Source organism: Brevundimonas sp. SL161, assembly GCF_049896985.1.
Taxonomy (GTDB): Bacteria; Pseudomonadota; Alphaproteobacteria; order Caulobacterales; family Caulobacteraceae; genus Brevundimonas.
The window spans coordinates 223,464-237,953 of record NZ_JAFCVJ010000001.1 but is presented as its reverse complement, the minus strand read 5'-3'; the positions used below and the strand labels follow the sequence as shown (position 1 = coordinate 237,953).

14 protein-coding genes are annotated in these 14,490 nt (G+C 67.4%); 7 read left to right on the top strand and 7 right to left on the bottom strand.

The genetic code is table 11. The annotated features are described in order from the left end of the window. Nucleotide 1: 1 nt before the first annotated feature. Nucleotides 2–1,150: a ribonuclease D gene (rnd, locus tag ACP7AU_RS01160; protein ID WP_426035362.1), complete on the bottom strand. Its 1,149-nt coding sequence runs from the start codon at nt 1,148–1,150 to the stop codon at nt 2–4. An 80-nt stretch (nt 1,151–1,230) separates the two neighbouring features. Between rnd and purM the strand changes: the two genes are divergently transcribed. The 4 genes from purM (at nt 1,231) to ACP7AU_RS01140 (ending at nt 6,574) form a co-directional block, all read left to right on the top strand. Beyond that, complete coding sequence (gene purM, locus ACP7AU_RS01155; RefSeq protein ID WP_426050252.1) at nt 1,231–2,262, top strand: phosphoribosylformylglycinamidine cyclo-ligase; 1,032 nt, start codon at nt 1,231–1,233, stop codon at nt 2,260–2,262. A 203-nt stretch (nt 2,263–2,465) separates the two neighbouring features. Next, nucleotides 2,466–3,842 carry a M28 family metallopeptidase gene (locus tag ACP7AU_RS01150; RefSeq protein WP_426050251.1) on the top strand — a complete coding sequence of 459 codons (1,377 nt, stop codon included), beginning with the start codon at nt 2,466–2,468 and terminating at the stop codon, nt 3,840–3,842. After that, nucleotides 3,839–4,441: a phosphoribosylglycinamide formyltransferase gene (gene purN / locus ACP7AU_RS01145; protein ID WP_426050250.1), complete on the top strand. Its 603-nt coding sequence runs from the start codon at nt 3,839–3,841 to the stop codon at nt 4,439–4,441. Before ACP7AU_RS01150 ends, purN begins: the two co-directional genes overlap by 4 nt. A 90-nt stretch (nt 4,442–4,531) precedes the next feature. Beyond that, nucleotides 4,532–6,574 (top strand): M13 family metallopeptidase, encoded by a 2,043-nt coding sequence (locus tag ACP7AU_RS01140; protein ID WP_426050249.1) that lies wholly within the window; start codon nt 4,532–4,534, stop codon nt 6,572–6,574. A 94-nt stretch (nt 6,575–6,668) separates the two neighbouring features. Here the strand turns inward: ACP7AU_RS01140 and ACP7AU_RS01135 are convergent, their stop codons facing one another. After that, complete coding sequence (locus ACP7AU_RS01135; protein WP_426035352.1) at nt 6,669–6,878, bottom strand: hypothetical protein; 210 nt, start codon at nt 6,876–6,878, stop codon at nt 6,669–6,671. A gap of 182 nt (nt 6,879–7,060) precedes the next feature. After that, nucleotides 7,061–7,480: a nucleoside-diphosphate kinase gene (gene ndk, locus ACP7AU_RS01130; RefSeq protein WP_425987315.1), complete on the bottom strand. Its 420-nt coding sequence runs from the start codon at nt 7,478–7,480 to the stop codon at nt 7,061–7,063. A 149-nt stretch (nt 7,481–7,629) separates the two neighbouring features. Here ndk and ACP7AU_RS01125 point away from each other — a divergent pair, with 149 nt between their 5' ends. Next, nucleotides 7,630–9,510 (top strand): ABC-F family ATP-binding cassette domain-containing protein, encoded by a 1,881-nt coding sequence (locus ACP7AU_RS01125; protein ID WP_426035350.1) that lies wholly within the window; start codon nt 7,630–7,632, stop codon nt 9,508–9,510. Beyond that, nucleotides 9,510–9,752, top strand: a complete 243-nt coding sequence (locus ACP7AU_RS01120; protein WP_426050248.1) for a DUF2164 domain-containing protein — start codon at nt 9,510–9,512, stop codon at nt 9,750–9,752. The genes ACP7AU_RS01125 and ACP7AU_RS01120 overlap by 1 nt, the downstream gene beginning before the upstream one ends. A gap of 378 nt (nt 9,753–10,130) precedes the next feature. On the opposite strand, the gene pyrC is transcribed toward ACP7AU_RS01120, so the two are convergent. Genes pyrC through ruvX form a run of 4 tightly spaced genes read right to left on the bottom strand, consistent with a single transcriptional unit; the run spans nt 10,131 to nt 13,833 of the window. Continuing rightward, nucleotides 10,131–11,408, bottom strand: a complete 1,278-nt coding sequence (pyrC, locus tag ACP7AU_RS01115; RefSeq protein ID WP_426050247.1) for a dihydroorotase — start codon at nt 11,406–11,408, stop codon at nt 10,131–10,133. After that, entirely contained in the window at nt 11,405–12,385 is a 981-nt protein-coding gene (locus tag ACP7AU_RS01110) for an aspartate carbamoyltransferase catalytic subunit (RefSeq protein WP_426035344.1), read from the bottom strand. The genes pyrC and ACP7AU_RS01110 overlap by 4 nt, the downstream gene beginning before the upstream one ends. Nucleotides 12,386–12,433: 48 nt before the next feature. Continuing rightward, nucleotides 12,434–13,357, bottom strand: a complete 924-nt coding sequence (locus ACP7AU_RS01105; RefSeq protein ID WP_426050246.1) for an AEC family transporter — start codon at nt 13,355–13,357, stop codon at nt 12,434–12,436. Beyond that, entirely contained in the window at nt 13,354–13,833 is a 480-nt protein-coding gene (ruvX, locus tag ACP7AU_RS01100; protein WP_426035340.1) for a Holliday junction resolvase RuvX, read from the bottom strand. Before ruvX ends, ACP7AU_RS01105 begins: the two co-directional genes overlap by 4 nt. Nucleotides 13,834–13,905: 72 nt before the next feature. On the opposite strand from ruvX, the gene ACP7AU_RS01095 reads away from it, so the two are divergent. After that, nucleotides 13,906–14,442: a hypothetical protein gene (locus ACP7AU_RS01095; protein WP_426050245.1), complete on the top strand. Its 537-nt coding sequence runs from the start codon at nt 13,906–13,908 to the stop codon at nt 14,440–14,442. Nucleotides 14,443–14,490 lie beyond the last annotated feature (48 nt).

Below are 14,490 nucleotides of genomic sequence, written 5' to 3'. Positions count from 1 at the left end.
CCTATTCGATCTCGACGACCTCGACCCGGGCGCCATTGAGGACCAGGGCGATCTCGCCGCGCTTGAGTTTCAGCGCATCCTCGCCGAACAGCTGACGCCGCCAGCCGGTCAGGGCGTCGACCCCGGCATTGTCGTCGATGGCGATCCGCTCGAGGTCGGCGACGTTGGCGATCAGCTTGGACGCGACGCCGGCATTGTCGCTCTTGGCCTTCAGCAGCACCTTGAGCAGTTCGACGACCGAGGGCGGCGCCGGCTGGTTGTGGGCCGGGCGGTCCAGCTTGGGCGCATGGGCCTCCGGATCGGCCATGACCCGCTTCAGCTCTTCCGTCAGTTCGAGGCCCAGGCGCGAGCCGCCGAAGCCCTTGGGCACGGAGCGCAGGCGGTTGAAGGCCTCGACGTCCATCGGGGCCTGGGTCGCGATCTCGTCGATCGCCTCGTCCTTGAGGATACGGCCGCGCGGCTGGTCGCGATCCTGCGCCGCCTTCTCGCGCCACACCGCCGTGGCCTTGAAGGCCGCGAGGTACTTCGCGTTGTACTTCTTGGGTTTCAGCCGCTTCCAGGCCTTCTCCGGATCGGTGTCGTAGAGGGCCGGATCGACCAGATCCTCCATCTCCGAGGTCACCCAGTCGAGCCGGCCGTCCTTCTCCAGCCGATCCCGAAGCTTGGGATACAGGGCCGCCAGGTGGGTCACGTCGCCGATCGCATAGGTCAGCTGGGCGTCGGAAAGGGGCCGACGCGACCAGTCGGTAAACCGGCTGCCCTTGTCGAGGTCGATGCGCAGCATCTGGCGGACCAGCCCGTCATAAGCGACCTGATCGCCGAACCCGGCCGCCATCGCGGCGACCTGGGTGTCGAACATCGGCCTGGGCATGGCGCCCAGCTTGACGAAGATTTCCGTGTCCTGCCTCGCGGCGTGGAAGACCTTCACGATCTTCGGATCGCGCAGGATGTCCAGGAACGGCCCCAGGTCCAGGCCCTCGGCCAGCGGATCGATGATGGCCTCATGCTCCGGCGTGGCGGCCTGGATCAGGCACAGCTTGGGCCAGTAGGTCGTTTCCCGCATGAACTCGGTATCGACCGCGATGAACGGAGCGTGGGCGACGGCCGCGCAGAACTGAACCAGCGCGTCATTAGTGGTGATCGGCGTCATTGAAATGCTATAGCCCCCCGCGACGCGGTCGTGGCAAGAGCCGCGACCATATTTCCGCACCGATTCCAGGCCCGTGAGCGATGAGCGACAATAAAGACCCATTGCCGAACGGCCTGACCTACGCCGATGCAGGGGTCGATATCGACGCCGGCGACATGCTGGTCGAGCATATCAAGCCCTTGGCCAAATCCACAGCCCGCCCCGGTTCGGAGCCCTCGCTGGGCGGATTTGGAGCCCTGTTCGACCTGAAGGCGGCCGGGTTCGTCGACCCGTTGATCGTCGCCACAACCGACGGCGTCGGCACCAAGCTGAAAATCGCCATCGAGACGGGCCGTCATGACGGCGTCGGCGTTGATCTGGTCGCCATGTGCGTCAACGATCTGCTGGCCCAGGGCGCCGAACCGCTGCTGTTCCTCGACTATTACGCGACTGGTAAGCTCGAAATCGACGCGGCTCGCCGCGTGGTTTCGGGCATCGCCGAGGGTTGCCGTCAGGCCGGCACCGCCCTGGTCGGCGGTGAAACAGCCGAGATGCCGGGCATGTATTCGGGCGGCGACTACGACCTGGCCGGCTTCTCGCTGGGCGCCGTGGAGCGTGGTCACGCCCTGCCCCGGCTGGATCTGCAGAACACCGGCGACCTGATCATCGGCCTGGCGTCGTCGGGCCCACACTCCAATGGTTATTCGCTGATCCGCAAGGTCGTGGACCGCTCGGGCCTGGCCTGGGGCGACGACGCGCCGTTCGCAAAAGATCGTTCGCTGGCCCAGGCCTTGATGGAGCCGACCCGAATCTATGTGAAGCCGGTCCTGCCGCTGATGAAGGCGGGCCTGATCAAGGGCGCGGCCCATATCACCGGCGGGGGACTGATCGAGAACCCGCCCCGCTGCATCGCCGAGGGCCTGACCGCCTCGTTCGACTGGAACGCCTGGCCGATGCCGGCGGTGTTCCAGTGGCTGGCCGAGACCGGCGGCATCAGCGACCACGAGATGCGCCGCACCTTCAACTGCGGCATAGGCTTCATCCTGATCGTCGCGCCGGAGAACGCCGAGGATGTGCTGGCCGGGCTGCTGGAGGCGGGTGAAGCGGCGTTCGTCTGCGGGCAACTGGTCTAACTTCCCTCTCCCGGTGGGAGAGGGCTTGAGGCCCGCAGAGCGTTAGCGATGAGACTTGGCCGAAAGGGTGAGGGCCGCGCCCTCACCGGTTATCGCCAACCCCTCACCCTTTCGCGTTTCCAATCGATTCGCTCCTGGACGCTCAAGCCCTCTCCCGCCGGGAGAGGGATATGGTTAGGTTGCCGCTGAAAACGGAGTCGTCCATGCGTCTGATCGCCCTCGCCGCCCTGCTGGCCCTGCCCGCCGTCGCTCACGCCCAGACGCCGGCGGCGGTCGAACAGCCGCTGCTCCACACCATCGTGTCCCAGGTCGAGGCCGACCGGATGCACGCCGACATCACGGCCCTCGTCGGGTTCGGCACCCGCCACACGATGTCACAGACCGATTCGGACACGCGGGGCATCGGCGCCGCCCGCCGCTGGGCCGAGAGCCACTTCCGGACCATCAGCATGGAATGTGGCGGCTGCCTCGAGATCGCCCTGCCCGCCGACACGGTCACCGGTCCCCGCGTTCCGACGCCGACCGAAGTCGTCAACGTCGTGGCCATCCAGCGCGGAACCGGCGACCCGAACCGCGTCATCATCATCTCCGGCCACATCGACAGCCGCGTGACCGACGTCATGAACTTCACCGCCGACGCACCGGGCGCCAACGACGACGCCTCGGGCGTGTCCGCGGTGCTGGAAGCCGCCCGCGTCCTGTCGAAACACTCGTTCGACGCCACACTGGTCTACGCCGTCCTGTCGGGCGAGGAGCAGGGTCTGCTGGGCGGCAAGATCCTGGCCGACTATGCCAAGGCACAGGGCTGGGTCGTCGAGGCCAATCTGAACAACGACATCGTCGGCAACTCCGAAGGCCAATCGGGCATCCGCGACACGACCCGGGTGCGCGTGTTTTCCGAGGGCACCAAGACTGTCGAGACGGCGTTGCAGGCCGAACGCCGTCGCTACAACGGTGGGGAGGTCGATAGCTCCTCGCGCAATCTCGCCCGCTACGTCGACGGAATCGCTGACCGCTACCTGACCAATTTCGACGTCGACATGATCTATCGCACCGACCGTTTCGGCCGGGGCGGCGATCAGGTGGAGATGCTGCGCGCCGGCGTCCCCGCCGTCCGCATCTCCGAGGGCTCCGAAAACTACGACCGCCAGCATCAGGACCTGCGCACCGAGAACGGCGTCGAGTACGGCGACACGATCGAGGGCGTGGACTTCGACTATCTGGCCCAGGTCGCCCGGCTCAACATCGCCACCATGGCCGCCCTGGCCTCTGCGCCCATGGTCCCGGCCGACGTGACCATCGAGGGTGCGGTCAAGCCCGACACCACCCTGCGCTGGTCAGCCGTACCGGGCGCGGCCGGTTATCGCGTCTGGTGGCGTTCGACGACGGCGCCGCAGTGGACGTTCAACCGTTCGGCCGGAACGGCGACGTCGCTGGTCCTGACCGGGGTGCCGATCGACGACTATTTCTTTGGCGTCTCGGCCCTGTCCGACGACGGGTTCGAGAGCCCGGTCGTCTATCCCGGCCCCGCCGGCGCCTTCGTCTCCGTGGGCGATCCGCCGGCGCCCGCCACCCGATGAACCAGCCGTCGGGCCGCGTACGTGTGGCCGTGATGATCTCCGGGGCCGGGTCGAACATGGCCGCCCTGATCGATGCGGGTCAGGCGGCAGATGCGTCGTTCAAGGTGGTTCTCGTCCTGTCCAATGACCCCGAGGCGGGCGGCCTGTCCGTCGCACGCGCCAAGGGCGTGCCCACCGCCGCGATCGACCACAGGCCGTTCGACAAGGACCGCGCCGCCCACGAGGCTGCGATTGAGGCAGAACTGATGGCTGCGGGGACCGATGTCGTCGCCCTGGCCGGATACATGCGGTTGCTGACGCCCTTCCTCGTGCACCGTTGGGAAGGCCGGATGCTGAACATCCACCCCAGTCTGCTGCCGAAATATCCGGGGCAGGACACCCATGCCCGCGCCCTGGCCGCCGGTGACGCCGAGGCCGGCTGCACCGTCCATCTGGTCACCGAGGGCGTGGACGAAGGCCCGATCATCGCCCGGCAGGCCGTGCCCATCGTCGACGATGACACGTCCGCGACCCTGGCCCAGCGCGTCCTGCAGGCCGAGCATATCCTCTATGCCCGCGCGATGGACGACTTCTGCCGGGCCCGGATTAGAAGTTTGTAATCATCGCGCTTTGCCCGCGACAGGCCGACGTGACGGAGTCAGTCTGCCGCGAAATTCCATCGGGGTATCCTAATGTCCAGAATTCGCCTCATGGCGTGCGCCGCCGGCGCCGCCCTCCTGCTGGCCTCGCCCGCCCTGGCCCAAACCACGCCCCTGCCGGTCGAGATTCCGTCCGAGGACCAGGCCGAGATCGGCGCCTTCGGCGTGGACCTGAACGGCATGGATACGTCGGTGAAGCCCGGCGACGACTTCAACCGCTACGTCAGCGGCAACTGGCTGGCCAACACCCCGATCCCCGCCGACAAGCCGTCCTACGGCATGTTCACCGTGCTCCGGGACCGCTCGGACGCCGATCTGCGCGCCATCATCGACGAGAGCGCCGCTAACCCCGGCGCCAGCGCCGATGCGACCCGCATCGGCGCCCTGTATTCCGCCTTCCTCGACGAGGCTGCCGTCAACGCCCTCGGCGCCTCGCCGCTGCAGTCGGACCTGGCGGAGGTCCTCGCCGCCGACACCCGTGAAAAACTGGCCGTCCTGATGGGCCGCACCCAGTACGGATTCGGCTCCAGCCTGTTCGGCGTCCAGACCTTCGAGGATCTGCGGACCCCCGACCGCACCTCGGCCTATGTGGTCCAGGGCGGCATCGGCATGCCCGACCGCGACTACTATCTGGAAGACCGTTTCGCGACCCAGAAGGCCGCCTATCGCGTCTATGTCGAACAGGCCCTGAGCCTGGCCGGCTGGGCCGAGCCCGCCGCAGCCGCCGACGCCATCCTGGCCTTCGAGACCGCCATCGCCCAGGAGCACTGGACGGCCGTCCAGAACCGCCAGATCGACAAGATCTACAACCCGATGACGGTAACCGAACTGACCGCCGCGGCCCCCGGCTTCGACTGGGCCGGCTGGGCCGCAGCCGCCGGCGTTGGAACGAATCGCACCCTGATCGCTGCCAACAACACCGCCTTCCCGGGAATGGCGCGGGTGTTCGCCGAGACCCCGATCTCGACCCTGCAGTCGTGGGAAGCCTTCCACGTCATCGATCAGGCCGCCCCCTATCTGTCGCAGCCCTTCGTCGACGCCCGCTTCGAATTCTTCGGCAAGACCCTGAGCGGTCAGCAGGAAATCCAGCCCCGCTGGAAGCGCGGCGTGACCCTGGTCGAGGGCTCGCTCGGTGAATCCCTGGGGCGCGAATACGTCGCCCGCCACTTCCCGGCCGAGTCCAAGGCCCAGATGGAGGACCTGGTCGCCAACCTGCGCGCCGCCATGACCATCCGCATCCAGAACCTCGACTGGATGAGCCCGGAGACCAAGGAACAGGCGCTCTACAAGATGAGCCGGTTCGGGGTGAAGATCGGCTATCCGGACGAGTGGCGCTCCTATGACGGGCTGAACCTCGTGGCCGGCGACCTCTACGGCAATGTCGAGCGCTCGGCGGCCTTCGAATGGGCGTTCAACCTCTCCAAGCTGGATCGCCCGGTGAACCCGCTGGAATGGGGGATGACGCCCCAGACGGTGAACGCCTACTACAACCCTCCGCGCAACGAGATCGTCTTCCCGGCCGCCATCCTGCAAGCGCCCTTCTTCGATCCGCGCGCCGATCCGGCGGTCAACTACGGCGGCATCGGCGCCGTCATCGGTCACGAGATCACCCACGGCTTCGACGACCAGGGCCGCAAGACCGACGGCGACGGCGTGCTGCGCGACTGGTGGACGGCTGAGGACGCCGCCAAGTTCGAGGAGCGGGCCGCCGTCCTGGGGGCCCAGTATTCGGCCCTGTCGCCGGTGGAAGGCGCCAACGTCAACGGCGACCTGACCATGGGCGAGAACATCGCCGACCTGGGCGGTCTGCTGATGGCGCTGGACGCCTATCACATGTCGCTGAACGGCCAGCCGGCGCCGGTGCTGAACGGCCTGACGGGCGATCAGCGCGTCTTCCTCGGCTGGGCCCAGGTCTGGCGGACCAACAGCCGTGAGGAATACCTGCGTCAGCAGGTCACGACCGACCCGCACTCGCCGGGCATGTACCGCGCTGCAGTCTCGCCCCGGAACATCGACGCCTGGTACCAAGCCTTCGGCGTCCAGCCCGGCGACGAACAGTATCTGGCCCCAGAAGCCCGGGCGCGGATCTGGTGAATGCGAAAAAGGCCCCGGATCGCTCCGGGGCCTTTCATTTTGGTCTCGCTAACGCGAGGCTCGCGGAGCCCCGCTGCCTGAGGGACGGTTCTGCCTAGTTCGGACGACGCGGGGTGGTCGCAGCGCCGGCCACGCCGCCGATCGCGGCGCCGGCCACGGTCGAGCCGGTGTTGCCGCCGATGACCTGGCCGGCGACAGCGCCGCCGATGGCGCCGGTGGCGGCGCGTTGTTCCATCGTCGTTCCGCAGGCGGCCAGCAAGGCCATCGCGCCGACCAGCGGGGCCATCTTCAGGATCGTCTTCATGGTCAAATCTCCAGTTTCGCTTCGGGGACAGCGTGGAGATCAAACGGAAAGGCCCGCGTCCGGTTCCGGACGCGGGCCTCTTTGTTAAGTGTCGCTATCGTTCGCCCCCGGTCCGATCTCCGATCGGCCGGAGCACAGGCTTGCGGTCGCTCTCTGCTTGAGCGACGTTTTATATCAGCCGCTTAGCCGACGATGTCGGCGTCCGTGAAGAACTGGGCGATCTCGAGCGCGGCGTTCTCTTCGCTGTCCGAACCGTGGACCGAGTTCTCGCCGATCGACAGGGCGAACAGCTTGCGGATCGTGCCGTCGGCGGCGTCCTTCGGGTTCGTCGCGCCCATGACGTCGCGGTATTTTGCGACGGCGCCTTCGGCTTCCAGCACCTGGACGACGACGGGCTCGGCGATCATCTGGCCGACCAGTTCGCCGTAGAACGGACGCTCGGCATGGACTTCGTAGAATTTCTTGGCCTGGGCCTCGGTCAGCTTGATGCGGCGCTGGGCCACGATGCGCAGGCCTGCGCCCTCGATCACGGCGTTGATCGAGCCCGTCAGGTTGCGGCGCGTGGCGTCGGGCTTGATGATCGAGAAGGTACGGTCGGTCATGGATAGACTTCTTGTTGGGAGTTTGAAGGTCGCGGGCTTATAGACGCCGCCTCCCCGGTTTCCAACATCATGTTGGCTCCTATCGTTCCCCGCGCGGCGGCTCGCTGCTTGAGGAGCGGATTTTCGCCTTTCGGACGTTTTCTTTCGCCATGCTCCAGATCACCAACCTGACGTTCAACGCCTGGGGTCGCCAGTTTCTGGACGACGCCTCGGTCAGCCTGCCCCCGGGCTCCAAGGTCGGGCTGGTCGGCCGTAACGGCATCGGCAAGTCGACCCTGTTCAAGATCATCCTGGGCGAGCTGGCCGGCAATGGCGACGAAGTCTCCCTGCCCAAGACCGCCCGGATCGGCTCTGTCGATCAGGAGCACCCGGCGACGCCCGTCAGCGTGGTCGAAACCATTCTCGAGGCCGATACGGAGCGCCACGACCTGCTGGGCCGTCTCGAAACCGCCGAGCCCGAGGAGATGGGCGAGATCTGGACCCGGCTGATCGAGATCGACGCGGACGGCGCCCCCTCTCGCGCGGCCGAAATCCTCGCCGGCCTCGGCTTCGACCACGAGAACCAGCAGCGGCCGATGTCGGAATTCTCCGGCGGCTGGCGCATGCGCGTCGCCCTGGCCGCCGCCCTGTTCGCCCAGCCCGACATGCTGCTGCTCGACGAACCGACCAACTACCTCGACCTGGAAGGCGCCCTGTGGCTCGAGGCGCGGCTGAAGAAATATCCGGCGACGGCCCTGATCATCTCCCACGACCGCGAGATGCTGAACGAGGTCTGCACCCACATCCTGCACCTCGCGAACCGCAAGCTGGAGATTTACACCGGCAACTACGACCAGTTCGAACAGGCGCGCGCCGAAAAGGCCCGCCTGCAGCTGTCGGCCAAGGCCAAGCAGGACGCCGAACGCGCCCACCTCCAGTCCTTCGTCGACCGGTTCAAGGCCAAGGCGTCGAAGGCCGCGCAAGCCCAGAGCCGCATGAAGCGCCTGGCCAAGATGCAGCCTGTCTCGACCACGATTGAGGAGCGCGTCGCCCCCTTCACCCTGCCCTCGCCGCCCCGTCCCCTGGCGCCGCCGCTGATCCGGCTGGAGCGCGCCAATGTCGGCTACGAGACCGGCCGGCCGATCCTGCGCAATCTCAACCTGCGCATGGACCTCGACGACCGCATCGGCCTGCTGGGCGTCAACGGCGCCGGCAAGTCGACCTTCGCCAAGATGATCGCGGGCGCGCTCAAGGTCACCGAGGGCGAACTGCATCGCGACAGGAAGATGCGGGTGGGCTGGTTCCACCAGCACCAGATCGAGGCCATGGACCCGACCGACACGCCGCTGGAGATCATCCGCCGCGCCATGCCGGAAGCCACCGAGGCCGGGCGGCGGTCCAAGCTGGCCCAGTTCGGCCTGAACTACGAGAAGCAGGAGACCACGGTCGACAGCCTGTCCGGCGGCGAGCGCGCGCGCCTGCTGCTGAACATGGTCGCCATGGAGGCGCCGCACGTCCTGATCCTCGACGAACCGACCAACCACCTGGACATCGACAGCCGCCGCGCCCTGCTTGACGCGCTGAACGACTACACGGGCGCGGTCATCCTGATCACCCACGACCGGTCGCTGATGGAGATGGTCGCCGACCGGCTGTGGCTGGCTGCCGACGGCACGGTGAAGCCCTTCGACGGCGACATGGACGACTATGCGAAATTCGTCCTCGACCGCGCCAAACAGGCGGCGGTGAAGCCCAGCCAGATCAAGAAGGAAGAGGCGGCCGTCGCCTCGACCCCCAACGCCAGGCCTCAGAAGCAGAAGGGCGGCCCTTCTCCCTCGACCCTGCGGCATGCGGTGAAGAAGGCTGAGGAACGGGTCGTCGCCCTGACGGCGGAGATTTCCCGAATCGACGACGACCTGGCCAACGCCGCCGTGTCCAATCCGAAGGCGCTGGAAGGGCTGACCCGCGCCCGCGCAAAAACCCAGGTCGACCTCGACGCCGCCGAAGCCGCCTGGATGACGGCGGAGGAAACCCTGGCCGAGATTTCCTGATGAAGCCGATCGTGTTTTCGAAGGAAGAACAGCGCGACCTGATCCCGCGCATCAAGGCCTTCGTGCGCGACGAACTGGATCTGGAGATCGGCGACCTGCAGGCGTCGATGTTGATGGACTTCTTCGCCAATACCCTGGGCCACGCGGTCTATAATCGCGCCGTTTACGACGCCCAGGCCCTGATAGCGACCAGGGCCGAGGAGATGGCCGAGGCGCTCTATGCGTTGGAGCGGAAGCCGTAATTCAATCACCGTGCACCCCGGCGAAGGCCGGGGTGCAGATGGAAGTCCGCAGCCCAGATCAGCTGGACCGGTGCGAAATCCCAGCTGGCTCGGTCTGTGACCTGGACCCCGGCGTTCGCCGGGTGCACGCAGGCTGGATCGGCGGCAGGGGCCCAATCATGTCGCGCAAATTTTTCTACGCGACGCTCAGATCACGATCTGGTCAGTCACAGCGGGACCCGCACCGCGATTTGCGCGCCTTGGTCCCCCGAGGCCCTATACTTCCCAATCACGGTTCGCGGAGAGAGCGAACAGCGGCGACTTCGTCCGTTTCGTCCGTTTCGTCAGGGTGTTTTTCGTCGGGATGAACTGACGAACCTCTTGCCGGCAGCCGGGACGTCAGTGCTCGAACACCACCCGCCCGCCGACGATCGTCATCTGCACCCTGCCCTGCAGCCTGCGCCCGTCGAACGGAGAGTTCTTCGACTTCGATCGCAGACTGGCGGCGTCGACGATCACCGGCGCGCCCGGATCGAACAGGATCAGATCGGCCGGCGCTCCGGCCTCCAGTACCCCCGCGTCCAGCCCCAGAAGGCTCGCAGGCCCATGGGTCAGCGGCCGCAGCACGTCGAGGATATCGAGCCCCTCCTCGTGATGCAGGCTGAGGGCGGCAGGCAGAAGTGTCTCCAGACCCACGGCCCCCGGCGCGGCCTCGGCGAACGGGCGGCGCTTGTCCTCGGCGGGCGCGGGGGTGTGGGCCGAGGTAATGGCCTCGATCAGCCCGTCGCGGACCGCCTCGATCAGGGCGCGACGGTCGCTCTCGGGGCGTAGCGGCGGCTCCAGCCGGAAGAAGGTGCGGTAGTCGCCGATGTCGATCTCGTTGAAGCACAGGTGGTTGATCGAGACCGAGGCCGCGACCTCAAGCCCCCGGCCCCGCGCCCGCGCCAGCACCTCCAGCGCCGCCTCGGTCGAGATTTGATCCACAAGGAACCGCACGCCCGTCTGTTCGACCAGGGCCAGATCCCGCTCCAGCTGGATGCGTTCGGCGATGGCGGGCGCGCCGCTCAGGCCCAGACGGGTCGCCAGCTCGCCCGACGTCGCCACCGAGCCCTCCGTCAGCCACGGATCGGCTGGACGACAGGCGATCAGGGCGTTGAACGCCGTCGCATAGGCCATGACCCGCTGCAGCACGCGGCTGTCGGCGATGACGTGGTCGCCGTCGGTGAAATACAGGGCGCCGGCCTCGTGCATCAGGCCGATCTCGGCCATCCGCTTGCCGTCGCGGGCCTTGGTCGCCGCGCCTGCCGCCCGCACGTTGACGAGGTTCAGGGCCGCGCCGCGCCTCTGGATGAAATCAACCATGGCCGGATCATCCACAGCCGGGTCGGTGTCCGGCTGAATGACCACCGTGGTGACCCCGCCGGCCGCCGCAGACAGGCTGGCGGACTTCAGGGTCTCCTTGGGCTCGGCGCCCGGCTCGCCGGTGCGGACGCGGATGTCGATCAGACCGGGCGACAGGCAGAGGCCGCGCGCGTCGAGGATTTCCGTGGCCGAGACCGCGATAGACCCGCGCTCGACGCGGGTGATGACGCCGTCCTCGATGACCACCGAGCCGGGGCCGTCGTAGTCGCTCGCCGGGTCCAGCAGGCGGGCGTTGATGATGGCCTGCGAACTCATGCCGCGCCCTCCAGACGGGCCGACAGCGAGGCCAGGACCGCCATTCGCGCGGCGACGCCCATCTCCACCTGATCCTGGATCAGAGAGACGGTAAGGTCGTCGGCAACGTCGGAATCAATCTCCACGCCCCGGTTCATCGGTCCGGGGTGCATGACCCTAGCGCCGACGTTCGCCCAGGCCAGCTTCTCGCGGTCGAGACCCCAGAAGCGGAAATACTCGCGCGTCGACGGCACCAGGGCCCCATCCATCCGCTCCAGCTGCAGCCTCAGCATCATGACGACGTCGCAGCCGGCCAGACCCTCTCGCATGTCGTGGAAGACCTCGCAGCCCCAGCGGTCGGCGTCGCCGGGCACCAGGGTCGGCGGCCCGATCAGCCGCACCCGCGCCCCCATCATCGACAGCAGGGCGACATTGGACCGCGCCACCCTGCTGTGGGCGATGTCGCCGCAGATGGCGACGGTCAGCCCGCCCACGTCGCCGAAGGCGCGGCGCAGGCTCAAGAGGTCCAGCAGGGCCTGGGTCGGATGCTCGTGTCGTCCGTCGCCGGCGTTGACCACCGCGCAGCCGACCTTCTGCGACAGCAGGGCCGCCGCGCCCGACGCGCCGTGCCGGACGACCAGAATGTCGGGCTTCATGGCGTTCAGGGTGACCGCCGTGTCGATCAGGGTCTCGCCCTTCTTCACCGAACTGGCCTGCACCGGCATGGTCACGACGTCGGCGCCCAGCCGCTTGGCCGCGATCTCGAACGAGGAACTCGTCCGGGTCGAGTTCTCAAAGAACAGGTTCATGACCGTGCGGCCGCGCAGCAGATCGAGTTGCTTGGTCGACTGGCGGTTCAGGTCGACGAACGAGTCCGCCAGATCCAGCAGGCTCAACACGAACGGCGGGTTCAGATCGCCGGCGGCGAGGAAATGGGCTTTCGGAAACGGGACCAGCCGGTCGGCGATAAGGTCGGCGGCGGCATAAAGCTGGGTCATCAAAGCCCGGCTATACGGACGTCAGGCCTCGACCTCAAGACAATGGCCTCAAGTCAGGTGATGCAGGAACAGCAGCAGCGGCATCATCAGGGCGCTGATCACCGTCGTCAGAGCGATCACACCCGCCATCAGGGGCGCATCGCCGCCCATCTGGCGGGCCAGCAGATAGGCCGCCGCCGCCCCCGGCGCCGCCCCGCACAGCATGGCCACGCCCTGAGCCAGATGATCGCCGCCGAACAGGATGCACAGCCCCCACATGAGGGGCGGCATCAGGAACAGTTTGACGAACGACACCCCGGCGATGGTGAACTTCCTGCGCGCCACCTCGGCGAAGCTCAGGCCCGCGCCGGCGATGATCAAGCCCAGCGGCAGGGCGGCCGAGCCCAGCAGCTCCAGCGTGTCCGAAATCCCCGGCAGGCGCGGCACCCGTGCGAAGTTCAGCGCCAGGCCGATCAGACAGGCAAGCAGGATCGGATTGGCCAGCATCGCCTTCAGGAGCTGGAACGGTGTCACGACCCGCTGATCGGCGCCCCATTTCGCCAGCACGGCGACGCAGGCGATATTGGTCACAGGAATGATGCAGGCGATCATCACCGCCGCCAGCGCCAGCCCCTCGGCACCGAACGCGGTCTGGATCACAGGCAGGAAGACGAAGCTGTTCCACCGGATCACGCCCTGGAACACGGAGGTGTAGGCCGGCCCCTCGATCGTCATTAGAGGCTTGGCCAGCAGCGTCGCCGCCGACACGATCAGGACCGCGACGACCGCTGCCGCCGCCGCTGCCCGGGCGCTGCCGCCCGAAAGGTCGGCGCCCCAGATCGCCGGGATCAGGAAGCCGGGATACAGCAGGTTGATCGACAGTTTCTCGATCGGCCGCCACGTCGCGTCGGGCAGAAAATCCGTCTTCCTCAACCCGTAGCCCAGGGCGATCAGGATGAAGACCGGGACGACCCCGGCGATCAGGCCGATCATGTCCAGGTCTGCTGGTCGCGCACCCGGTCCAGGGCTCCCTGCAGGATCCAGGCGGCGGCCGTCCGATCGACCACCCCGGCGCGACGCTTCCGTGACAGGTCCAGCTCGTCGATCAGGAACCGCTCGACGGCGCTGGTCGACAGCCGCTCGTCCCAGAAGGCGACGCTTGTCGGTCGAAGCCTGTCCAGATTGCGCGCAAACGCCCGGCACGACTGGGCGCGAGGTCCCTCCGTGCCGTCCATATTGACCGGCAGGCCGATGACGAGGCCGGAAACCTTGCGGGCGTCCATCAGCTTGAACAGCGCGGCGGCATCGTCGGTGAACTTCGATTTCCGGATCAGCGACAGCGGGCTGGCGATCAGCCGCGTCGTATCCGACACCGCGACCCCGATGGTCTGCTCGCCGAGATCCAGCCCCATCCAGGCGGTGCCGGGCGGGCAGGCGGCGGGCAGGTCGAGGATGTCTAGAACTGGCACACGCGGGCGGTAGGCGTTGCCATTCTCCCTGTCAAAGGCGACTGTGGCGTATCACCGGTCCGGGAGAGATCCATGTCTACGCGTTCTTCGGTTATGAGTATCACCGTCGCCGCCGCCCTGTCGCTCGCGGCCTGCGACGCCACCCCGGCTGTCAAGACAACCAAGACGACGGAAGGCCCGGCTGAGCCGGCCCAGGCGGCGCCGCGTGCGCCCTCGGGCGCGCCGGAGCCTCTGACCGTCGCCGACGCCTCGGAACGCGACGACGGACTGCAATGGGCGGCGGGCGTGGTCCGGGTCGACGAGGTCCCCGGCGAGAACGCCAAACTGTTCGGCACGGCCGGTGGCGATCCGGCCATGAACGGCCTCTACACCTACATCGCCTTCTACCTGTCTCCGGCCGAGGGCTGGGCGGTCTACAGGATCGGCGATTTCCTCGACTACACGGTCCTGTCCAGCGCCAACGGCCGAGTCGATCTCGACGTCCAAGAGAGCACGATGGACGAGGCGACCGGCAACATTGGCGACCGCCACCGCAAGATCATCGTCCAGTGGACGCAAGCCGCCGAGGAAACCGCGCCGACCGCAGTCACGGTCACCCCGGGGCAGTAGGTCCTGCGGTCCTTGTGCAGCGCGGCACGGGCGGCTAATCCCGCCCGC